The following is a 21,103-nucleotide window of genomic DNA, read 5'->3' as shown; positions in this document are numbered from 1 at the left end:
GAACCCCTGGAGATCCGGTGATCCGGCGATCCGCGCCACGGCATCGGCTACCGTCGGGACCGTGACCTCAGGGACGCCCGGAATCCAACCCCCGCCGCCTCCCGGCCTGCGCCGCCGGGTCTCGCGCTGGTGGAGGTCACGGGACGCGCTGTCCCGGCTGCACCGGTGGCTCCTGCTGCGTGCCCTGCCCCTGCTGGTGGTCTTCCTCGGGCTCTATGTGCTCAACGGTGCACTGATCGGCTGGACCGGCGCGTACAACGTCCTCGTCGGCATCGACTCACCGGGAGACGTCAGCCCCCGGCTGCCCGCATGGCTGCTGTCGATCGCCGGCTGGGCCGCGATCCCCGCCCTGGTGGGAGGCGCGGTCGGCTACGGCGTCACCGCCCAGATCCAGGCACACCGCACCCGGGAGCTCACCGAGATCCTCGAAGAGCTCAGGCGACGCTCCACCGCCTCCGCGGGCCCGGACGGGGGATGAGCGTGCGTTCCCTGTCCGAGATCCATGAATGCGGCGGTACGGCCGCGGAGTTCGTCCAGCATTTCGCCGCCAAGTGGCATGACGGAGACTGGGAGACGGCCGAGGACCACTGGCAACTGATCGTCAACCGACTGCTGCGGGGCAGGGAGATGGAAGGACTCAAGCGACGCGACGCACTGCGCACCGCCGAGCAGGCGGCGCAGAACTTCGGTCTGCCGCTGCTGCTCTCCGCGTCCGACACCCGCTGCCCGATGTGCGCGATCGTGCCGCCCCCGCGCTCATCCCTGAGCCCGCCTCCGAGTCCACCCGCTCCACGACGGCCCGGGACGGAGCCATCATGACGAAGAGGACGACGGAGCAGATCCTGCGCGAACTTCTCTACCTGGCCGCACCGGACAGCTCGGAAGAGGCCCGCTCCGACACCGCGGAGTCCGTCGCCCGGCGCGGCGACGAAGCCATGCCCGAGGGCGAGACGGCCCGGCTGGCGGAGGCATTGCGAGCGCCCCGTGAGCCGGGGGAACGGATCTCCCTCCCCGGCGCCGACCTCGCGCGCGCCAACCTCTACCAGGTCGACCTGAACGACGCCGACCTCACCGGGGCCGATCTCACCGAGGCCGAGCTCGGGTTCTCCTGTCTGCGGGGCGCCCGGCTGAACTCCGCGACGCTGACCGGCGCCGACCTCACCGGCGCGGACCTGACCGACGCCGACCTGCGTGAAGCGGGCCTGCGGCGGGCCGACCTGACCGGGGCGTGGCTGCGCCGGGCCCGGCTGGCCCATGCCGATCTGCATGACTGCGATCTCACGGACGCCGATCTGGAGACGGTCGCCGAGGACCTGAGCGTCGAGGTGCTCGACGGGGTCAAGTGGTCGACCGGCACCCGCTGGCCGCGCTCCCAACCCGGCCTCGGCCAGGAACTCCTGGCCGGATCGGTCAGGCTGGCCCCCGGCAGCTACCGCGTGGGCGGCGACGACGGCCGGGACCGCACCACCGGCACCGACCCCGAACCGGGAGCACCGCCTCCCGCCACGCCCAACAGGCCGGACCCCGCCCTCGGTACGCCTGGCCGCCGCGGTGTGTAAGTTTCGCCGCGGTGTGCAAGTGTCACTGAGCGCGCCTCAGGACACCGCCGGCAACCCCGGCCCCCCACACCGCACATCGGCCTCCGGAATCGTCCCGTCGACCAGATAGGCCCCCACCGCCCCGTCCACGCAGGCGTTGCCCCGGCTGGCGAACACCCCGTGCGAGTAGTCGTCGTCCAGCGTCACCAGACGTGACCCGGGGAGCAGATCCCGCATCGCGTACGCCCCCTGGATCGGCGTGACCGGATCATGCGCCGAGGCCACCAGCAGGACCGGCGGCGCGGCCGGACCGCCCAGTGGCGTACGGCGGTCGGGCCGGTGATGCCAGTACGCGCAGGCCGTCGCCTCCAGGCCGGTCAGCACCGGCTGCGGGCCCAGGCGCCGTAGGCCGCGCAGGTCCGCCACGATCTCGCCCGGCGTCGGCCCCGGACCGTCCGCGCACTTCACGATCCGGTTGGCGGCCTCGTAGTTGCGGGACTCCGGGCCGTCGAATGCGGCGGTCGGGCGCAGACCGTCCACGCGCCCGTCCGTCAGCTGTGTGCGCAGTCCGTCGGCCAGGCCCGACCAGCGTTCGGTGCGGCCGAGGGCGCGATAGACGGCCCGGTCGAACTCCGCCGCGCCGAAGCCGTCGACCGGGCGGGCGGCGAGCTGCCGGCGCACCCGCAGATACGAGCCCCGTACGGCATCCGCGTCACCGCCCAGACCGAAACGGTCCGGGTGCGCGGCGGTCCAGGCGAAGAACGTGTCCCGGGCGCGCAGCATCGCCCGGCTCTGGACGACATCGAAGTCGTACCAGTCCCAGGGCCCGACCACACTGTCCAGCACCATGCGGCCCACCCGGTGAGGGAAGCGCGCCGCGTAGGCCGCGCCCAGGTAACTGCCGTACGACACACCGAGGAAGCTGGTGCGGGGCTCGCCCAGCGCGGCGCGGATCGCGTCCATGTCGTGCGCCGTCTGCTCGGTGGACAGGTACGGCAGGGTCCGTGTGCCCGCGCCTCGCGCGCAGTCGTCGGCCATGTGCCGCTGCGCGGCCAGATACGCCCGCTCGGCGCGCGGGCCCACCGGCACCGGGTCCCTGCCCGGAGCGGTGAACAGGCCGCCCATCGCGCCGCAGTCCACCGGTGCGCTGCGGCCGACGCCGCGTGGGTCGAAGCCGATGACGTCGTACGCGCGCCGCACGCTCGCGGGGAGTTTGGCGCGCTTGGTCACCGCGTAGGGCAGCCCGGAGCCGCCCGGTCCGCCCGGGTTGACCAGGAGGATGCCGCGTCGCTCGGCGGGGGTGCCGGAGGCGGGGACGCGGGAGACGGCCATGTCGATGCGCGGGCCCGAGGGGTCGTGGTGGTCGAGGGGGACGGTGAGGTGGCCGCACTCCACGCGGTCCGGTGCGGGCGGGGTCGGTACGGAGTCCGGGCAGGGGCCGAAGGCGAGGGCGGTCGCGGCTCGGGCAGGGAGCGGGGCGGCCGTGGTGGTGACGAGCGCGCACAGCACGGCTGCCGCGGCGGCGGCGATGCGTGGGGGCATGTGCATGGACGAGGTTCCTCCGAGTCTCGGATGCGAGGTAAGAACGGGGTGGCAAATGAAAATGATTATCGATAACGTGTGCGCGTCAAGTCCGACACCCCTCCGGCCGAGGGGGTGACCCGGGCTGCCCTGACGTATGAACTCGCCGCACGAAAAGGGGATTTGTGGCTCATCTGCTGGTGGTCGAGAGCTGGGTCGGATCGATGAGCAGGCTGCTGCCACGCGCGATCCTGGAGGGCGGGCACGAGTTCACCTTCCTCACCCGTGACCTGCATCACTATCTGCGCTCGGCGCCCGAGGGGACGGCGCATCCGCTGCTCGGCGCGCGCAATGTGATCACCGCCGACACCAATGACGCCGATGCCCTGCTGCCCGAGGTGGCGAGGCTGCACTCGGTGCTGGGCTTCGACGGGGTGATCACCTCCTGCGACTACTACCTGCCGACGGTCGCCCGGATCGCCGGGCATCTCGGCCTGCCGGGCCCCGGACCCGAGGCGATGGAGAACGCCTGCCGCAAGGACGCCACCCGCCGTGTCCTCGCCGACGCGGGCCTTCCCGGGCCGCGCTTCGCCGTCCACGAGGAGTGGGCCGACCTCGCGCGGGCCGCCGCCGAGATCGGCTACCCGCTCGTCGCCAAGCCGGTAGACCTGTGCGCCGGCATGTATGTGCGGCGGATCGGGGATGAGGCCGAACTGTCCGCGCTCTTCCGGGAGTTGGCCGACTTCCCGGTCAACGCCCGGGGGCAGCGGCGCATCCCCGGCCTCCTCCTCGAAGAGTTCCTCGACGGCCCGGAGGTGAGCGTCGAGACCGTGTCCTACGCGGGTGCCGTGCATATGGTCGGCGTCACCGACAAGAGCGTCGGCGGAGCGCCCGCCTTCATCGAGACCGGCCATATGTTCCCGGCCGCCCTGCCGCTCGCGGACCTGGACGCCGCCGAGCAGACCGCGCTCGGCGCGCTCAAGGCCCTCGGTCTGACGGACGGGGTCGTGGCGCACACCGAGATCAAGCTGACCTCCGCCGGGCCACGCGTCGTCGAGGTCAACCCCCGGCCCGCCGGCAACCGCATCACCGAGCTGGTCCGCCATGTCACCGGCATCGACCTCGCCGCCGCCTTCGTGGACGTCGCCCTCGGCCGCCGCCCCGACCTCACCCGTACGGACACCGGCCTGCGCAGCGCCGCCATCGGCTTCCTCGTCCCGGACCGCACGGGAACGCTGGAGGCGCCCGGCGGACATCAACCGGCCGATGAGCCCGGCGTGTTGGAGGTACAGCTCGCCGAGCCCGGCAAGTCGGTGAAGGCCGCCGGCAGCAACAACGAGTACCTCGGCCATGTCATGGCAGGTGACCCGGACGGCCTCGGAGCCCGTGACCGCGTCGAGGACATCTTGACCGGGCTCCGCGCGGGGCTGGTGATCCGATGACCGCCCTCGACGAAGCCCCTTGTCGCACCTACGACGACCTCCTCTCGCGAGCCCGCGCCGGCGCCCTCGGCCCCGACCCGCGCACCCTCCGCATCGCCGTCGCCTTCACCACCCGCCAGGCCGTACGGCACGACGGACGCGGCACCGGCTACCGCAACGAAGTGCTGAGCCTCCGGCTCGCCGAAGCCGTCGGCTCCTGTGCCGTGGAACCCGGTGAGCTGCCCGAGAGCGCGCTGGACGACTGTGTCGGTGCCGATGTGGCACGGCTCCTCGGCCATCCGCTGCCCGCCGTGCGGGTGGCCGCCCTCGACGCCTACCTGATGCATGTCGCCCCGCACACCCCGGAGCGCGGGGCGCTGCCCGTCGCCCTGCCCGCGGGGTCCTCGCTGGAGAAGTCCCGGGCGCGGGCGCGAGCCGTGGTGGAGTTGCTGGACCTCCCAGCCGGAGCCACCGTGCTGGTCGTCGGTGTCGTCAACTCCCTGCTGGAGGCGCTGCGTTCGCGTGGGCTCGGCTATGTGCCGTGCGACCTCAAGGGCGGGACGACCGAGTGGGGCGAGCCGGTCGTGGCCGACGCGCTGGCCGCCGCCGGGGACTGCGACGCGCTGCTGGTGTCCGGGATGACCCTGGGCAACGGCACCTTCGAACCGCTGCGCGAGCACGCCCTGCGGCACGGCAAGCCGCTGGTGATGTTCGCCCAGACCGGCAGCGCCGTACTGCCCCGTCTCCTGGGGCACGGGGTGAGCGCGGTGTGCGCGGAGCCGTACCCCTTCTTCTGGCTCGACGGCGGGTCCGGAGTCGTCCACCAGTACCGCGGGGGCCGACGATGACCGCCACCGTCGTACGACCCACCGCGCAGCCGGAGTTGCTCGCGCTGCTCGGCCGTACCCCGGTCGTCCGGGTCACCGCCGAGCTGCCGTACGCCCACCCCGGGTTCTGGGCCAAGCTCGAAGGGCTCGCGGCCGGCGGCATGAAGGCACGGGCCGCCGTGTCGATGCTGCTCGGCGCCCGTGAGCGAGGCGAGCTGCGCCCCGGCGCCCCGGTCGTGGAGTCCACCTCCGGCACGCTCGGCCTCGGGCTCGCCTTCGCCGGACAGGCCCTCGGCCACCCCGTGGTCCTGGTCGGCGACAGTGAACTGGAGCCGTCCATGCGGCAGTTGCTGCGTGCCCACGGCGTCCGTCTGGAGATCGTGGACCGCCCGGCGCCCCAGGGCGGCTGGCAGGCGGCCCGGCTCGGCCGGCTGCGCGACCTGCTCGCCGAACTCCCCGGCGCGTACTGGCCCGACCAGTACAACAACCCCGACAACACGGCCGGCTACGCCTCCCTCGCCGCCGAACTCTCCGCCCAGCTCGACCACCTGGACATCCTGGTGTGCAGCGTCGGCACCGGCGGCCACAGCGCCGGCGTGATCGGCCCGCTGCGCCGCCACTGGCCCGGCCTGCGCCTGATCGGCGTCGACGCGACCGGCTCGACCATCTTCGGCCAGCCCGCCAGGCCCCGTCTCATGCGCGGCCTCGGCAGCAGCATCCACCCGCGCAACGTCGCCTACGACGCCTTCGACGAGGTCCACTGGATCGGCCCCGCCGAAGCCGTCGACAGCTGCCGGCGCCTCGCCCGGGGCTGCTTCGTCAGCGGCGGCTGGAGCACCGGCGCCGTCGCCCGGGTCGCCGCCTGGGCGGCCCGCGTCCACCCGGGCGCGGCCGTCGCCACCGTCTTCCCCGACGGGCCGCACCGCTACCTCGGCACCGTCTACGACGACGACTTCCTCACCGCCCACGGCCTCGACCTCACCGATGCCGCCACCCGTCCCGTGGAGATACCGCACCCCCGCGCCGCCGAGGCGCGCGGGTGGGCGCGCTGCACACGGGTCGCCGATCCACTGAAAGGGAAGCGATGAAGGCCCGCCTGCGCACCGTACGGCTCGAACTCGCCGAGCCGCTGCGCATCTCCCGCTCCGTGATGACCGCCCGTGACGCCGTGTGGCTGGGCGTCGAGCATGACGGCGTCACCGGCTACGGCGAGGCCGTGAGCAGCGTGTACTACGGGCTGGACGCCGACACGCTCGTACGCCTGACCCGGTCGGTGGATGTGGAGCGGTTCCCCGATCCCGAGAGCGCCCTCGAGGCGCTCCCCTCGGACGCAGCACCAGCTTCCGTCACGGCCGCCGTCGAGTCCGCTCTCCTCGACCTCGTGGGCAAGCGCGCCGGCGTCCCCGTCCACCGCCTCCTCGGCGCCCCGGCGCCTCCCGCGGCCGCCACCGCCCGCACCATCGGCATCACCCCGCTCGCGCACGCCGCCGCCGAGGCCCGCCGGCTCGCGGCGGCCGGCTTCCAGGTCGTCAAGGTGAAGGCCGGCACCCCCGACCCCGAGGACGACGTCGAACGCATACGGGTCATCCGCGACGCGGCCCCGCACGTACGGCTGCTGCTCGACCCGAACGGCGCCTGGAGCGTGGCGGAGGCGGAGCGGTTGCTGCCCCGTTTCGCCGCGCTCGGCGTCGAGGCCGTGGAGCAACCCCTCGCGCCCGGCGACCCGGACGCGCTGGCGGCCCTCGCCGAGAGGTCACCGCTGCCCGTCATCGCCGACGAGGACGCGGTGAGCCTGGCGGACGTAAGGCGCCTCGCCGGACGCGTCCACGGCGTCAACGTCAAGCTCGCCAAGTGCGGCGGCGTCCGCGCGGCCCTGGACATCGCCGAGTCGATCGAGGGCAGCGGGACCGAGCTGATGCTCGGCTGCCTCACCGCCAGCAGCCTCGGCATCGCGCCCGCCGTCCACCTCGCCGACCGCGCCCGCTGGGTCGACCTGGACGGGCATCTGCTGCTCGCCCACGACCCGTGGCGGGGGATCGGCGGCGCCGACGGCGTCGTACGGCCAAGTGCCCTGCCCGGCCTGGGAGTCGAGGAGGTGGCGGCCCATGCGGACGTTGCGTGAGATGCGCGGCTTCCCGGTCGCCGTCCAGCTGCTCCTCGTCAACCAGCTCGGCGTCAACACCGGCTTCTACCTGCTCATCCCGTACCTCGCCACCCACCTCGGCGAGAACCTCGGTATGTCGGCGGCGGTCGTCGGGATCGTCCTCGGGGTGCGGAATCTGAGCCAGCAGGGCCTGTTCATCATCGGCGGCTCGGCGGCGGACCGGCTCGGGGCGCGGGGCGTGATCATCGCGGGGTGTGCCCTGCGGACGGTCGGCTTCGGGCTGTTCGCGCTGGGCGACGGGCTGGCGGTGCTGCTCGCCGCGTCCGTGCTGAGCGGGCTCGCGGGGGCGCTGTTCAACCCGGCGGTGCGGGCGTATCTGGCGCAGGAGGCGGGGGAGCGGAAGGCGGAGGCGTTCGCGCTGTTCAACGTGTTCGCCACGACCGGCGCGCTCATCGGCCCGCTGCTCGGCAGCGCGCTGCTCCTGGTCGACTTCCGTACGTCCGCGCTGACCGCCGCCGGCATCTTCGCGGTGCTCACGGTCACACAGGCCCTCGTCCTGCCCGCGCGCAAGGTCGAGCCGACCGGCAGCGGCATCCTCGGGGACTGGCGGGAGGTGCTCGGCAACCGGGCCTTCCTGGCCTTCGCGCTCGCCATGGTCGGCATGTTCACCCTGGAGAACCAGCTGTATCTGCTGCTGCCGGACGGCGCGAGGGAGGCCACCGGCTGGGACGGGGCGGCGGGCCTCGTCTTCCTCATCGGTACGGTCGCCAACCTGGCCCTTCAGTTGAGAATCACGCGGTCGCTGAAGTCCCGTGGCCCCAGGGCGAGTTGGATCGCGATCGGCCTAGCCGTGATGGGACTGGCCTTCCTGCCACCCCTGCTCGGCGGCCCGCTGGTCCTGCTCAGCGCGCTCCTCCTCTACCTCGGCATCATGATCGCCTCCCCCTTCGTGATGGAGCTGATCCCCGGCTTCGGCCGGCCCGAGCTGACCGGCACGTACTTCGGGATCTTCTACGTCGTCTCCGGCATCGCCGCCGCCCTCGGCAACGCGGTCGTCGGCTGGGCCATGGACAGCGGGGAGAGCCTGCCCTGGATCTGCTGTGCCGTCGTCGGACTGTCGTCGGCGGGCGGGGTGGCGTGGCTGCACCGGCGCGGGGCGCTGCCGGCTGTCGCGGACCCGGTGCGCGAGAAGGCCAGCGCATGACCGACGGCAACCTCCTCACCGACCAGCCCGCCCTTTACGAGGCCCGCTTCCCCGACCCCGACCGCCTCGCCGGACGCTGGACGGAGGACTGTCTGCGCCGCCACGACGCCGGACCGCGCGTCCTCGACATGGGCTGCGGCACCGGCCGCGACGCCGCGCACCTGCACTCCGCCGGCCGCACGGTGACCGGCGCCGACCTCTCCGAGGCGATGCTGGCCCACGCCCGGTCCCACCACCCGGGACCCGCTTATGTCCGTGCCGACCTGCACGGGTTCGACCTGGGCGTGTTCGACGCCGTCGTCTGCCTGGACAGCTCCCTGCTGTACTGCCACACCAACGACCAGCTCGACGGCTTCCTCACCTCCTGCCGCCGGGCCCTCGCACCGGGCGGGCTGCTGATCGCGGAGATGCGCAACGGGGCGTACTTCCTGGGCCGTACCGACCTGCTCGACCGCCCGAGGGCCGACGCCTTCACCTGGCAGGGCACCGCATACCGGTCCACGACCACCCTGACCGTCGACCGCACGGCCCAACTCCTGCGCCGCACCCGCGTATGGACGACAGGCGACGGCTCGCGTCCCGTCGAGCAACGCTCCGCCTGGCGGCTGCTGCTGCCGCAGGAGCTACGGCACTTCCTCGGCGTGCACGGCTTCGAGGTCGTCGAGCTCCATGACGGGCCCGGCCCGCGTACTCAACCTCCTTGGCAGGACGGCCAGTTGCCCGGCACGACGGCCGACGCGGACCGCCTGCACGTCGTAGCGCGCCTGCGCACCACCATCTGACATCTGACACGAAGAAGGACCAGTCATGAACGACGAACGCTTTCCCGGCCTGCGCCGCCGCGGTTTCCTCGCCGCCGCCTCGGGGGCCGCTGCCCTCACTCTCGTCGGCTGCGGAGGCGGCACCGCCGACACTGCCTCCGGCGGCACCCCGAAGCGCGGCGGTCGGCTTCGCGCTGCGTTCGCCGGGGGCGGCGCCAGCGAGACCCTCGACCCGCACCTGGCCAACCTCTTCGCGGACGTCGCCCGCGCCAAGGCACTCTTCGACAAGCTCGCCGACTACGGCGCCGACCTCTCCGCCGAACCCCGCCTCGCCGAGAAGTGGGAGGCCAACAAGGCCTTGGACCGCTGGCAGGTGACGCTGCGCAAGGCCGCCTTCCACGACGGCAGCCCGGTCACCGCCAAGGACGTCCTGTACAGCTACCGCCGGATCGCCGACCCGAAGCAGGCGTTCCGAGCGAAGGCGTCCCTGGAGCCCATCGACCTCGACGCCAGCCGGGCCACGGGCGAGCGGTCGATCGAGTTCGTGCTGAAGCGGCCGACCGCCGAATTCCCCAACATCCTGGCCGCGTTCGGCGCGTACATCGTCCCCGAGAACGCCACGAAGTTCGACGACCGGCCGATCGGCTCGGGCCCCTTCCGCTTCGTGTCGTTCTCGCCCGGCCGCTCCGCCGTGTTCCGCCGCCACGACGCCTACTGGGACGGCGCCCCGCTCCTCGACGAGATCGAGTTCGTCGTCGCCAACGAGGAGTCCGCACGCGTCAACGCCCTCCTCGGCGGCCAGGTCGAGTACGCACACGAGCTCAACCCGACCACCGCGCGCGCCCACGAGGGCAAGGGACAGATCGAGATCGTGCGGCTGCGCAACAGCGCCATGCAGGCGTTCTGCATGAAGACCGACCGGGCGCCCTTCGACGACAAGCGGGTCCGCGAGGCGTTCTTCCTGATCGCCGACCGGCAGGAACTCGTCGACGGCGCACTGTCCGGCGCGGGCGAGGTCGGCAACGACCTGTTCGGCAAGGGCTACGAGTACTACGCCGCCGATCTCCCGCAGCGCACCCAGGATCTCGACAAGGCCCGCGCCCTGCTCAAGCAGGCCGGCGCCGAGAAGCTGAAGGTCACCCTGGACACCTCGGCCGTGGCCGCCGGGTTCACCGAGGCCGCCGGCATCTTCCGTGACCAGGCGGCGAAGGCGGGCGTCACGATCGACGTGAAGATGGGCAGCAAGGACTCCTACTGGAGCGACATCCTCGACACCGGCGCCCTGTGCTGCTACCGCTCCGGTGCCATGCCCATCGAGGCCCACCTCTCCCAGCGCCTGCTCACCGACTCCACCACCAACGCCACCAAGTGGCACCACAAGGACTTCGACGCCCTCTATCAGCAGGCCCAGTCGACCCGGGACAAGACGGAACGGGCCGCGGTGTACCAGCGCATGCAGCGCCGTCTGTACGCCGAGGGCGGCTTTCTGGTGTGGGGTTTCGCGGACTGGATCATCGGAACGTCCAGGACGGTGCGGGGAGTCGAGTCGAAGGCCCCGGCCAACACCCTGGACTGGGCGCGCTTCGACAAGGTGTGGCTGGCGTGAGGACTTTTGTCGCCCGGCGCCTGCTCCTGGGCGCCGGGCAGACAATCGCCGTCGTCCTGCTGATCTTCGCCCTCACCGAAGCACTCCCCGGCGACGCCGCCGTCGCCCTGGCCGGCGACCAGCCGGACCCGGCCCGTATCGCCGCGATCCGTGAGGCGATGCACCTGGACAGACCGGCATACGAACGGCTGACCGACTGGGCGACAGGCCTGCTCCACGGCGACCTCGGCACCTCCCTCACCTCCGGCCGCCCCGTCACCCAGTACATCGCCGACGCCTTCGGACCGACCCTGATCCTGGCCGTGCTCACCCTCACGCTGCTCACCCCGCTCGGCTTCGGCCTCGGCGTACTCGCCGCCCGCCACGAGGGCGGCCCGGTCGACCGACTGATCAGCTCGGTCACGCTGGCCGTGTACGCGGTACCAGAGTTCGCCCTCGGCGTGCTCCTGGTGACGGTCCTCGCCCTGAAACTGGCGTGGCTGCCCCCCACGGCCGTCGGCTACGGCACCGACCTCCTCGCCCACCCGGCCGCACTCGTCCTCCCCGTCCTGGTCCTGCTGGCCCGCCCGGTCTGCTCCCTGTCCCGCCTGGTCCGGGCCGGCATGGTCGACGCCCTCGCCGCGCCCTACACCGCCCACGCCCGCCGCTACGGCGTCCCCGGCGCCCGTGTCCGCTACACCCACGCCCTGCCGAACGCGCTCGCCCCGGCCGTCCAGCAACTCGCCCGTACCGTCGACTGGTTGCTGTGCGGAGTGATCGTGGTGGAGGCACTCTTCGTGATCCCGGGGCTGGGGACGGTGCTCCTCAATGCCGTGGCCGAGCGGGACGTACCGGTGGTGCAGGGACTGGCCGTGGTGTTCGGGGTGCTGACGGTCGTGGTCAACCTGGGTGCCGACCTGGTGGCCCACCGGCTGAATCCCCGTGCGGGGGTGGCCGCATGACACGTCGCCGTTTCGCGCTCGGCCTCGCCGTCGTCGCCGTCCCCCTCGCACTCGCCCTCCTCGGGCCGCTGTTCGCGGGCGACCCGGGCCCCCGGGCCATCTCCTTCACCACGAGCGACGGCCACTGGCTCGGCACCGACTTCGTGGGCCGCGACGTGTGGCGGCAGATCCTGCTGGGCGGCCGTACCGTCGTGGTCACCGCCCTGGCCGCGACCGGGCTCGCCTATCTCGTCGCCGTCCCGGTCGGGCTGATGAGCGCGCTGACCCGGCTGCGTCCGCTGGAGGATCTGCTGATGCGGCCGCTGGACGTGCTGCTCGCCGTGCCGTCGCTGCTGCTGATCCTGCTCGTGGCCTCGGTGCTGACGCCGGGCGCCATCGGGCTCGCGCTGCTCGTGGCGCTGGTGAACGTGCCCGACGCCGCCCGGATCGTGCGCGCGGCGGCGGGGGAGGCGGCCGCGCGTCCCGCCGTCGAGGCGCTGCGCATGCAGGGTGAGACCTGGTGGCGGATCGCCGTCGGCTACGTCGGCCGGTCGACGCTGCGCATCCTTGCCGCCGACGCCGGGATCCGGCTGACCGGTGTGCTGTACCTGGTGTCGACGGCCGCGTTCCTCGGCGTCGGGGTCGCGCCGGACGCCGCCGACTGGGCGGTCATGGTCGACCGCAACCGCACCGGCCTGCTGGTGCAGCCCTGGGCCGTGGTGGTGCCCGCACTGCTGATCGTGGCGCTGACGATGGGCACCAACCTGCTCTTCGACGCCGCGTTTCGATCCGCGGGGAGTGCCGGGATGGGCCGTCGGGCGGCCGCGGGTCGTGGCTTGTCGCGCCCCGCGGCGGAGCCGCATATCGATACAGCCCCGCGCCCCCAAGGGGGCGCTGCCGCCCCGGCGAAAAGAGGCCGCCGTCCATGAGCCCCGTCACCCGGGACAAGAAAGGCCTGCGTCCGTGAGTCATGACAACGTGGCCGACCCCGTCGCCGAGATTCACGAGCTGCGCGTCGAGATCGACGGCCGTGCGATCGTGGACGGAGTGAACCTGCGAGTGCTGCCCGGCAAGGTGACCGCCCTGGTCGGCGCCTCCGGCAGCGGGAAGACCACCACCGGCCTCGCGCTGCTGGGGGAGTATCCGCCGGGCGCCCGCGTCACTGGCGAGGTACGCCGACGCCCGGCCGACGGCCCGGTGGGCTACGTCCCCCAGCACCCCGCCGCCGTCCTCAACCCCGCCCGCCGTGTCCGCGCCCTCCTCGACGACATCGCCCGCCCCCAGGTCCGCCACCTGCCGCGCGCGCAACGCCGCGAGGCGGCCCGTGCTCTGTTCCTGCGCGCCCTCACGGACGCCCAACTCCCGGACGCCGAAGTCCTGTTGCGCCGCCATCCGCACCAGCTCTCCGGCGGCCAGCAGCAGCGCGTCGTCCTCGCCCAGGCCCTGCTGCTCGGCGCCCGGGTCATCGTCGCCGACGAACCCACCACCGGTCAGGACGCGTTGACCAAGGCCCGTATCGTCGAACAGCTGGCCGCCCTCGCGGCACGCGGCATCGCGGTCGTCCTGCTCAGCCACGACCTCGACGTGGTGCGCGCCCTCGCCGACGAGGTGCTCGTCATGCGCGCCGGCCGGGTCGTGGAGTCGGGCCCGGTGGAACGGCTGTGGGCGGCGCCCCGGCACAAATGGACCCGGCGCCTGCTGGAGGAGCGGTACGTGGTCCCGAGGGAGGAGCCGATCACTGAGGAGGCCCGACCAGTCCTGGCCGTACGGGACTTGACCGCCGTGCACGATCGCCGGACCGTAGTCCTCACCGCCCCGCGCCTCGTCCTCAACTCCGGCGAATGCCTGGCCGTGGTCGGCCGTTCCGGCAGCGGGAAGACCACCCTCGCCCGCTGCCTGGCGGGCCTGCACAGCGGCCACGACGGCGAGATCCAGCTCGATGGCAGGCCACTGCCCCGCAGTCTGCGCCACCGCGACCGCGCCCAACTCGCCGCCGTGCAGTACGTCTTCCAGGACGCCCGCGCCGCCTTCGACGAGCACCGGCCCGTACTGCACCAGGTGGCCCGTACGGCGGTGCGGCTGCGCGGCGTCGACGAGGAGGCGGCGACGGACGAGGCGGCGGCCACCCTGAAGCGCCTCGGCGTGTCCATGGACCTGGCCCGTCGCCGCCCCGGCGAACTCTCCGGCGGCGAACTCCAGGGCGCCGCCCTGGCCCGCGCCCTGCTCGCCCGCCCCCGGGTGCTGATCTGCGACGAGGTCACCTCCGGCCTGGACACGGTGACCCGGCGCGGCATCCTCGACCTCCTCGCGGGGCTGGTGGGTGAGGGCGACGGCCTGTCCCTCGTCCTGATCACCCACGACCTGGACACGGCACGTCTGGCCCATCGCATCGCCGTACTGGACGCGGGGAAGGTGGTCGAACAGGGCTCGGCGGAACGCATCCTGACGGCCCCTCAACATCCCTTCACCGTCGACCTCATGCGGACGACACGGCGGCTCCAGGCCGGAGGGATCCATGGCTGAGCCGACCTCCGGGCGCCTTCGCTGAGGAGACGGGAAGGCCTCGGCGAGTGGCCCGGAGGTCGGCGGCTATGGGGGCGCGCCCTCGGCTACGACCTGGTCGGCAGACGTCGGCGGCGGGGGCGGGCGGTGGCCCGGGCGAGCAGGACGTGGATCTGACGGATCGCCTCTCCCGGGTGCGTGGCCGGGGTGTCGAAGGGCAGCCGGGTGTCGTGGTGGGCGTGCGGTGCCTCCGAGCGGAGCACCAGTCCGTGCCGGTCGAGCCGCAACGGCCGTACGACGGCGGCGCCCAGCTGCTCCCCTGCGGGCAGCAGCCGGGCGAGCGGGGCCACGGTGTCGGCGTGGGCCGCGTCGAGCCGGGCCAGCATCTCCGCCTCATGGGTGGCCAGGAGGTCGGGGGAGGCGAGGGTGAGTTCGTCCAGGCCGATGACGGTCGCCAGGCCGCCCTCCGTGAGCACGGCCCGGGCCGGGTGGAACACCAGGGTCTTCGGGCCGAGGGCCGTGAGCCAGCCGCCGAGTGTCAGCCGGGCGCGCACCCGTTCGCGTACGGCGACGGGGGCGATGTCGGTGAACTCGACCAGGGTGGCCAGATCGCCCTGCGGCGCGACGGCCAGCTCTGCGGCCAGATGACCGTCCGGCGGATTGTGCAGGAGGAGCCGTGCGGCGGCATCGACGGTGTGCAGGCCGATCAGCTCGATGCGATGCCCCTGGCTGGTGACGGTCAGCGAGTCGGCCGCCGCCAGCACCGAGCGGGCACGCTCGGCGGGCGTCGGCTCAGGGCAGGAGGCAGCAGACATGGGAACCTTTCGAATACATCTCGCTTCGACTTAGGCAAGCCTAACCTTATCTCCCATGTCTCTGTGTTCACCAGCCGGTCAGCACCAGGTGATTGACGAGCAGCGCGAGCACCGCCTGAGCCGCGAGCCATGCCCGCGGCCTCGTCAGGAACGCACAGGCGGTCAGCAGCCACAGCGCGAACGGCAGCCAGATCCGCTCCGTCTCCGCCTTGCTCATCCCGGAGAGATCGGCGACGAGCATCGCCACCAGCGCGGCGAGCACGAGGATCCCGAGCCGGAACGCGGGCGTACGGTCCCGGCGGAGCAGCACGGCCCCCGTCCGCCGTAGCCCCGCCGCCGTCGCCAGTCCCACCACCAGCACCTGACAGGCGAGGTTCGCCCACACCCAGTAGGCCTGCGGGCGAGTGCCGCCGGCGCCCTGGTTGTAGCGGGTGACGAGGAGGTCATAGGCCTCCCACCAGTAGAAGCCGAACGCCGTGAACACGATCGGCACGACCACGAACCCGGCCAGCGCGAAGGGGAGGGGCCGGACGCGCTCGGAGCCCAGCACCAGCACGGCCGCGGCGATCACGACGTACAGCGTCAGGCCGTACGACAGATAGACGGTGAGGCCGAACAGCAGGCCGGAGGCGAGGCCGGTCCAGCGTGGCCGATGCCCCGTCACCGCGAGTGCGAGCAACGCCACCGCCCAGGTCGCGACCGCCGCGAAGTAGCCGTCGGCGGAGGTGCCCATCCACACGGCGGCCGGCGCCAGCACCAGGAACGGCGCGGCCCGTCGGGCGAGCTTCTCGTCGGCGAGGGTGCGGACGGTGACGAGGATCGCGAGGGCGGCGGTCGCGCCGACCGTGATGCACCAGACGCCGGCCCACGCACCGCCGCCCAGTCCGACGCGGTCCAGGTAGACGAAGGTGAGGGTGGCCGCCGGGGGATGCCCGGCGATGTGCGCGGGCCATTGCTCGGGGGAGGCGCCGACCACGATGTGCTCGGTGAAGTGCCGCAGGGTCTGGGGGATGTCGTGGAAGCGGTCGATGACCTGGAGGTATTCGTACCGTGTCGTCAGCCGGCGGGCGATGCCGCGCTCCCAGCCGTCGATCAGCGCGAGCGACCAGGTCCATGCCATGCCGACCAGCCAGACGCAGGCCAGCAGCCGCCGCCAGGGCAGGCGGGCGGCCAGCGCGGGGCCGTACACCACGACCGTGACCGCGACCGTGATGGCGGCCGGGGTGCCCGGGCCGATGTGCGGGCCCCAAGAGGCCAGCAGGGGCGGCCAGTTGACGAAGAGGGTGCCGTCGCGGTCCTCGATGAGGGTGCCGAGGACGGCGGCGGCGACGAAGAGCAGTACGGCGGCCGTGGCGGCGTAGAGGTCCCGGCGGGCCTCGGACTCTGGCTGGAGATCGTGGATCACGCCCCCGACGCTAGGACGCCCGAGGTCCGCCGGACGCGTGACGGGCGCTGACGTCAGAGATTCGTCATGGTTCGCGACGGCCTTTTCGGCCCCTCCCCGGCCTACGGTCGGCCCATGGCACGGTCTCCCTTCTCCCCCTCCTTCTGGCGCAGCCCGCTGCGCGGCCCCTGGCTGACCTCAGTACTGGGCGTCGTCCTGCTCGGCGGGATCACGGTGCTGTTCGTGACCGGGCTGGTGTCCTACGCCGCCTACAACCCGAACCTCGCGCCGGTGAACGACAAGACCCCGGACAAGGGCATCCTCGGCTTCTATCTCTTCTCCTGGCCGACCGACCCGCACTGGCTGTACCGCCTCAACCAGGGCATCCACGTCACCCTCGGCATCACCCTGATCCCGGTGCTCCTGGCCAAGCTGTGGTCGGTCGTACCGAGGCTCTTCACACTGCCCCCGGCACGCTCGCTCGCACACGCCCTGGAGCGGATCTCGCTCCTGCTCCTGGTCGGCGGCGCGCTGTTCGAGTTCGTGACGGGCGTGCTCAACATCCAGCTCGACTACATCTTCCCCGGCTCCTTCTACACCCTGCACTTCTACGGGGCGTGGGTGTTCATCGCCGCGTTCATCGCGCACGCGGTGCTGAAGATGCCGATGGCCTGGCGCAATCTGCGTCAACTGCGGGAAGAGAAGAACGACTTGGTCCCGCCGGACCCCGCCGAGCCGACCGTCTCCCGACGCGGCGCCCTGTGGTTCGTGGGCGGCGGCTCGCTCCTGCTGTTCGCCACGACCGTCGGGCAGAACTTCGACGGCCCCCTGCGCCGCACCGCCCTCCTCGCCCCGCACGGCGGCGCCGAACCGGGCAGCGGGCCCGGCGGCTTCCAGATCAACAAGACGGCCGCGTACGCCGGGATCCGCGCGGCCGAGACGGACGAGGAGGCGTGGCGACTGGTGGTCGAGGGCCGGAACGGCCGTACGGTCCGCCTCAGCCGCACCGACCTGCTCGCCATGCCGCTGCACAGCGCCGCGCTGCCCATCGCCTGCGTGGAGGGCTGGTCGACGTCCGACCAGTGGTGGCGAGGGGTACGGCTGCGGGACCTGGCCGCGCTGGTCGGCTATGACGGGGACCCGCCCGACGTCCTCGTGGAGTCCCTCCAACGACGCGGCGCCTTCCGCCGTGCCGCCCTGCGCGCCAACCAGGTCGCCGACTCCCACTCCCTGCTCGCCCTGTTCGTCAACGGCGAGGACCTCACCCCCGACCACGGCTACCCGGCGCGGATCATCGTGCCCGCCGCGCCCGGTGTGCTGAACACCAAGTGGGTGGCGCGGATGACGTTCGGAGACCTGTGATGCGACGACGACCCTGGTTGATCCCCGTAGGCAGTCCGCTCCAGATCCTGCTCCTCCTCTGCTCGTTCGCGCTCGCCGGGTATGCGGGTGTGCGGCTGCTGGAGGGGGACTGGTTCCAGATCGCGCTGTGGTTCGTGGGCGCGGCGATCGTGCACGACCTCGTCCTGGTGCCGGTGTACGGGGCGGCGGATCGGGCGCTCGTACGAGGCTGCCGTCCGCATGTCTCGTACGTCCGCGTCCCCGCCGCCCTGTCCCTGCTCCTCCTGCTGGTCTGGTACCCCCTGATCACCGGCCGCGTCGCGGACCGCTACTCCAGTGGCACCGGCCTGTCCACGGACGGCTTCCTGGCCCGCTGGCTGCTGATCACGGCCGTGCTCTTCGGGGGCTCGGCCGTGGTGTTCCTGGTCGGCCGACGGCGATCCGGGGGTGGGTCGCCGGGCACTCCGGCGCCGCGTACGCGCTCAGTCGATGGGCGAGACCTGTGACGTTCAGTGAACATGGCTGCCGCTGAACGCCACCGTTCCCGTGACCGTGAGATCGGCCCCGCTGCCGTCCGCCGGTGTGCCGGTGAGCTCCCAGGTGTAGGTGCCGTCGTTGACGTACCGGCCGTCGTCGGTGCGGCCGTCCCAGGTGAGCGAGACGGCGGCGGCGTACTCCTCGGCCGAGCCCTCGAACACCGTGCGCCCGGTCTTGTTGCGGACCGTCATCTGGGCGTCGACGACGGGTTTGGACAGCTGCCAGTGCGCGTCCCACACGGCGTCGGTGGCGGAGCCGAGGTCCACTGACCCATCGACCCGCGACTCGATCCCGGCCACCGGGGAGGTGGCGACGCCCGAGTCGACGACGGTGATCTGGGCGCTCTTCTCCTTGGCGTAGGCGACCGCGCCGCCGAAGCGGTCGGCCTCGACGATCGGGTACGCGTACTGGGAGGTGAAGGCCTCGATGGTGCGTGGAGCGTCGCCGATCGGGGTCAGGTCGAGCCTGCCGCGGTCCCCGTCGTACGCCACCACATAGCCGTCGCCGAGGGTGCCGCGCGGCGCCCAGGACGACTGCCGGGTCTGGGTGTTGTAGACGCCGTGTCCGGAGCTGACCGACCCCGAGGGGTAGCAGTCCCAGTACACCCAGGGCCCGGAGGTCTGGAGCTGCTGCGGCAGACAGCCGTTGTCGGTGATCGGGTCCGTGGCCGTCGTCGCACCGGTCTTGAGGTCGACGGCCTGGAGCGTGCCGTCGTCCGAGTCGCTGGGCATCCAGAGCGTGGTGCCCCACACCGCGAGCCCGCCCTGGCCCTGGCGGACCCGGACCACCTTCGGCCCGCCGGACGCGTCGAGGTCGACGACGTACTGACGGTCCTCCAGGCCGCGTCCGCTGTCGCCGAACACCACGTAGCGGCCGGAGGCCGAGCGCACGGCCGAGACGTGGTCGGAGCCGGTCGGCATCTTCTCCCCGCTCTGCGGGTCCACGGCGGGTACGACGGTCCTCGTGCCGTCCACCGCCAGCACCACGAGCACCTGGGCGCCGTCCGCGTCGGTCGTGGCGACGACGGTACGGCCGTCACCGGTGCCGACCGGCTGCCGGGAGTCGTACACGCGCTGTGCCGCCTCGCCGGTGGTCCGCGCGTCCGGCCGTGCGAGCAGCGACCGGTCGCCGACTGACGGGGTGGCACCGAGGGTGATCCGCCGGTGGAACAGCGCGGGCAGGTACGTGGTGTCGGACTCGGCCGTCACCAGGTGCCCGGCCGTGAGCGACAGCCGCGTGAGCCTGCCCTCCTTGGGGGCCACCTCGCGCACCGTACGCAGCACCGGCGCCCCGTCATCGCCTACGGAGACCCGGCGCACCGCCCAGTCCCCGGATGAGGCGCCGCCGGTGACGGCCACGCCGCCGCCCGGGACCTGCGCCATCCGCCGACCGGCGTGCTCCAGCAGCGTCCTGGGCTCGCCCCCGGCGATCGGCAGGGCGGTGAGCGGGGCGCCCTCGCGGACCAGGAAGTCACCTGCCCCCGGCGTCAATTGACGCGTCGTCAGCAGCCAGTCGCCGACGAGTCCGAGCTGCGGGGTGCCCGCGTCGTCCGGGCCGAGTTCGAGCCTGGTCTCCGCCGCCTCCGGGGTGGCGCGAGGCAGTACGCGGGCCGTGGTGTTGCCGCCGTCGGGCGAGTACCAGGCGACGTACGCGTCGGAGAACTCGACCTGGGCGTTTGCGCCGGTGGCGCCCTGGAACACCGGGGTGACCTCGGCCGTCGCCAGGTCCAGCAGGCCGACACCGCGGGTGCCGTCCGGGTGCGCGTACCAGATCGCCACCGAACGGTCGTCGCCGCCGAGCGTCATGCCGTCCTCCGCGACCCAGCCGTTCAGCCCGGTGACGAGGGTGTCGGTGAGCTGCCCGTCCGCCATGCGCAGCACATGCAGGACATTCTTGTCGCCGTTCGCGTCCCGGGTGGCGGTGAGTACGGCCGAGCCGAAGACACCGCGGTAGAAGTGGCCGTCGGGCAGCGTGTACTGGGTGGTCGTGCCGGACTTCATGTCCATGAGCCGCACCCGGTTCGGGAAGTCGTAGATCGCCACGACGTCCCCGCTGGTGACGGAGACATGGCTGCCGCCCCCTCCGTCGATCGAGTTGATGTCGTCGGACGGGGACGAGGCGGGCAGGTCGACCGGGGCACCGCCGTCCGGTGTCCAGCGGTAGTAGCCCAGCGCGCTCTGGTCCTTGACCTCCGCGCGCTCCACGACGCCGCCGGGCCCCGCGCCGTACACGGGGTTCGCGACCGGCTGGAAGCGGTCCGGGGCGGGGACGGTCAGCGAGGGGGTCTCGGCATGCGCATCGGACAGGAGAAAGGGCAGGGTTCCGCCGGCGGCCGCGAGGGCCAGCCCTGCGGCAAGGCCGCCGCGTACGAGTGGTCGTCTTCGGTTCGGCTTGTGGCGTGCGGCCACGGAGCACCTCCAACAGGCATGGCGAGGAAGGCCGTTCGACGCGGACGCGCGGGGGTCGACGCGGAACGGCCCGGCAAAAGGCGCCGCAAGCTAGCACGGCGGACGGACGGGAATCGACCTGCCGTGCGAATGGCTCGGGAGGGGGCAAAACGGACGCGTGTCCGTCGACGTCCGAAGATCCAAAAGGTTGTACGCCCGAGGCGACTTGTCCGTG

General features: G+C 72.6%; 19 protein-coding genes. 15 read left to right on the top strand and 4 right to left on the bottom strand.

Features of this window, described 5'->3' with window-relative positions; genetic code table 11:
- Positions 1 to 61: 61 nt before the first annotated feature.
- Genes IE325_RS46625 through IE325_RS04635 form a run of 3 tightly spaced genes read left to right on the top strand, consistent with a single transcriptional unit; the run spans position 62 to position 1,559 of the window.
- Positions 62 to 478, top strand: coding sequence for a DUF6313 family protein (locus tag IE325_RS46625; RefSeq protein WP_190068342.1), 417 nt, complete (start codon positions 62 to 64; stop codon positions 476 to 478).
- Positions 475 to 819: a DUF6313 family protein gene (locus tag IE325_RS46620; RefSeq protein ID WP_190068341.1), complete on the top strand. Its 345-nt coding sequence runs from the start codon at positions 475 to 477 to the stop codon at positions 817 to 819. Before IE325_RS46625 ends, IE325_RS46620 begins: the two co-directional genes overlap by 4 nt.
- Positions 816 to 1,559 carry a pentapeptide repeat-containing protein gene (locus IE325_RS04635; protein WP_190068340.1) on the top strand — a complete coding sequence of 248 codons (744 nt, stop codon included), beginning with the start codon at positions 816 to 818 and terminating at the stop codon, positions 1,557 to 1,559. Before IE325_RS46620 ends, IE325_RS04635 begins: the two co-directional genes overlap by 4 nt.
- A gap of 36 nt (positions 1,560 to 1,595) precedes the next feature.
- Here the strand turns inward: IE325_RS04635 and IE325_RS04630 are convergent, their stop codons facing one another.
- Positions 1,596 to 3,086 carry an alpha/beta hydrolase gene (locus tag IE325_RS04630; RefSeq protein ID WP_190068339.1) on the bottom strand — a complete coding sequence of 497 codons (1,491 nt, stop codon included), beginning with the start codon at positions 3,084 to 3,086 and terminating at the stop codon, positions 1,596 to 1,598.
- Positions 3,087 to 3,244: 158 nt separating this feature from the next.
- On the opposite strand from IE325_RS04630, the gene IE325_RS04625 reads away from it, so the two are divergent.
- Genes IE325_RS04625 through IE325_RS04580 form a run of 10 tightly spaced genes read left to right on the top strand, consistent with a single transcriptional unit; the run spans position 3,245 to position 14,425 of the window.
- The gene (locus tag IE325_RS04625; protein WP_190068338.1) at positions 3,245 to 4,501 is read left to right on the top strand and encodes an ATP-grasp domain-containing protein; all 1,257 of its coding nucleotides are present in this window, start codon (positions 3,245 to 3,247) and stop codon (positions 4,499 to 4,501) included.
- Positions 4,498 to 5,328 (top strand): Rossmann-like domain-containing protein, encoded by an 831-nt coding sequence (locus IE325_RS04620; protein ID WP_190068337.1) that lies wholly within the window; start codon positions 4,498 to 4,500, stop codon positions 5,326 to 5,328. Before IE325_RS04625 ends, IE325_RS04620 begins: the two co-directional genes overlap by 4 nt.
- Positions 5,325 to 6,395 carry a PLP-dependent cysteine synthase family protein gene (locus tag IE325_RS04615; protein ID WP_190068336.1) on the top strand — a complete coding sequence of 357 codons (1,071 nt, stop codon included), beginning with the start codon at positions 5,325 to 5,327 and terminating at the stop codon, positions 6,393 to 6,395. The genes IE325_RS04620 and IE325_RS04615 overlap by 4 nt, the downstream gene beginning before the upstream one ends.
- The gene (locus IE325_RS04610) at positions 6,392 to 7,429 is read left to right on the top strand and encodes a dipeptide epimerase (RefSeq protein WP_190068335.1); all 1,038 of its coding nucleotides are present in this window, start codon (positions 6,392 to 6,394) and stop codon (positions 7,427 to 7,429) included. Before IE325_RS04615 ends, IE325_RS04610 begins: the two co-directional genes overlap by 4 nt.
- Positions 7,413 to 8,615, top strand: coding sequence for an MFS transporter (locus IE325_RS04605; protein WP_190068334.1), 1,203 nt, complete (start codon positions 7,413 to 7,415; stop codon positions 8,613 to 8,615). The genes IE325_RS04610 and IE325_RS04605 overlap by 17 nt, the downstream gene beginning before the upstream one ends.
- A complete protein-coding gene (locus IE325_RS04600; RefSeq protein WP_190068333.1) occupies positions 8,612 to 9,397 on the top strand; it encodes a class I SAM-dependent DNA methyltransferase in 786 nt (261 codons plus the stop codon). Before IE325_RS04605 ends, IE325_RS04600 begins: the two co-directional genes overlap by 4 nt.
- Before the next feature lie 25 nt (positions 9,398 to 9,422).
- The gene (locus IE325_RS04595) at positions 9,423 to 10,982 is read left to right on the top strand and encodes an ABC transporter substrate-binding protein (protein ID WP_190068332.1); all 1,560 of its coding nucleotides are present in this window, start codon (positions 9,423 to 9,425) and stop codon (positions 10,980 to 10,982) included.
- On the top strand, positions 10,970 to 11,923 hold the full coding sequence (locus IE325_RS04590) for an ABC transporter permease (RefSeq protein ID WP_190068331.1): 954 nt from the start codon (positions 10,970 to 10,972) through the stop codon (positions 11,921 to 11,923). The genes IE325_RS04595 and IE325_RS04590 overlap by 13 nt, the downstream gene beginning before the upstream one ends.
- Positions 11,920 to 12,831 (top strand): ABC transporter permease, encoded by a 912-nt coding sequence (locus IE325_RS04585; RefSeq protein WP_229911642.1) that lies wholly within the window; start codon positions 11,920 to 11,922, stop codon positions 12,829 to 12,831. Before IE325_RS04590 ends, IE325_RS04585 begins: the two co-directional genes overlap by 4 nt.
- Before the next feature lie 34 nt (positions 12,832 to 12,865).
- Entirely contained in the window at positions 12,866 to 14,425 is a 1,560-nt protein-coding gene (locus IE325_RS04580; RefSeq protein WP_190068330.1) for an ABC transporter ATP-binding protein, read from the top strand.
- An 86-nt stretch (positions 14,426 to 14,511) separates the two neighbouring features.
- Here IE325_RS04580 and IE325_RS04575 read toward each other — a convergent pair whose 3' ends face one another.
- Positions 14,512 to 15,219, bottom strand: a complete 708-nt coding sequence (locus tag IE325_RS04575) for a DUF2470 domain-containing protein (RefSeq protein WP_190068329.1) — start codon at positions 15,217 to 15,219, stop codon at positions 14,512 to 14,514.
- A 67-nt stretch (positions 15,220 to 15,286) separates the two neighbouring features.
- A complete protein-coding gene (locus IE325_RS04570) occupies positions 15,287 to 16,624 on the bottom strand; it encodes a hypothetical protein (RefSeq protein WP_229911641.1) in 1,338 nt (445 codons plus the stop codon).
- 114 nt (positions 16,625 to 16,738) lie between these two features.
- Here IE325_RS04570 and IE325_RS04565 point away from each other — a divergent pair, with 114 nt between their 5' ends.
- Positions 16,739 to 17,965: a molybdopterin-dependent oxidoreductase gene (locus IE325_RS04565; RefSeq protein ID WP_190068328.1), complete on the top strand. Its 1,227-nt coding sequence runs from the start codon at positions 16,739 to 16,741 to the stop codon at positions 17,963 to 17,965.
- Entirely contained in the window at positions 17,965 to 18,450 is a 486-nt protein-coding gene (locus IE325_RS04560) for a hypothetical protein (RefSeq protein WP_190068327.1), read from the top strand. The genes IE325_RS04565 and IE325_RS04560 overlap by 1 nt, the downstream gene beginning before the upstream one ends.
- Before the next feature lie 3 nt (positions 18,451 to 18,453).
- On the opposite strand, the gene IE325_RS04555 is transcribed toward IE325_RS04560, so the two are convergent.
- Positions 18,454 to 20,889, bottom strand: coding sequence for a FlgD immunoglobulin-like domain containing protein (locus tag IE325_RS04555; RefSeq protein WP_190068326.1), 2,436 nt, complete (start codon positions 20,887 to 20,889; stop codon positions 18,454 to 18,456).
- Positions 20,890 to 21,103: the final 214 nt, after the last annotated feature.

The organism is Streptomyces lanatus, assembly GCF_014655715.1.
Taxonomy (GTDB): Bacteria; Actinomycetota; Actinomycetes; order Streptomycetales; family Streptomycetaceae; genus Streptomyces; species Streptomyces lanatus.
Note: the sequence above shows the minus strand (reverse complement) of the source record. Positions and strands in the feature narration are given on the sequence as shown.

Bases quoted from the DNA above. Each gene is read 5' to 3' on its own strand.
- IE325_RS04565 (WP_190068328.1), top strand. From the start codon at position 16,739: ATGGCACGGTCTCCCTTCTCCCCCTCCTTCTGGCGCAGCCCGCTGCGC.
- IE325_RS04575 (WP_190068329.1), bottom strand. From the start codon at position 15,219: ATGTCTGCTGCCTCCTGCCCTGAGCCGACGCCCGCCGAGCGTGCCCGC.
- IE325_RS04585 (WP_229911642.1), top strand. From the start codon at position 11,920: ATGACACGTCGCCGTTTCGCGCTCGGCCTCGCCGTCGTCGCCGTCCCC.
- IE325_RS04630 (WP_190068339.1), bottom strand. From the start codon at position 3,086: ATGCACATGCCCCCACGCATCGCCGCCGCCGCGGCAGCCGTGCTGTGC.
- IE325_RS04610 (WP_190068335.1), top strand. From the start codon at position 6,392: ATGAAGGCCCGCCTGCGCACCGTACGGCTCGAACTCGCCGAGCCGCTG.
- IE325_RS04615 (WP_190068336.1), top strand. From the start codon at position 5,325: ATGACCGCCACCGTCGTACGACCCACCGCGCAGCCGGAGTTGCTCGCG.
- IE325_RS04600 (WP_190068333.1), top strand. From the start codon at position 8,612: ATGACCGACGGCAACCTCCTCACCGACCAGCCCGCCCTTTACGAGGCC.
- IE325_RS04560 (WP_190068327.1), top strand. From the start codon at position 17,965: ATGCGACGACGACCCTGGTTGATCCCCGTAGGCAGTCCGCTCCAGATC.
- IE325_RS46620 (WP_190068341.1), top strand. From the start codon at position 475: ATGAGCGTGCGTTCCCTGTCCGAGATCCATGAATGCGGCGGTACGGCC.
- IE325_RS04635 (WP_190068340.1), top strand. From the start codon at position 816: ATGACGAAGAGGACGACGGAGCAGATCCTGCGCGAACTTCTCTACCTG.
- IE325_RS04605 (WP_190068334.1), top strand. From the start codon at position 7,413: ATGCGGACGTTGCGTGAGATGCGCGGCTTCCCGGTCGCCGTCCAGCTG.
- IE325_RS04595 (WP_190068332.1), top strand. From the start codon at position 9,423: ATGAACGACGAACGCTTTCCCGGCCTGCGCCGCCGCGGTTTCCTCGCC.
- IE325_RS04620 (WP_190068337.1), top strand. From the start codon at position 4,498: ATGACCGCCCTCGACGAAGCCCCTTGTCGCACCTACGACGACCTCCTC.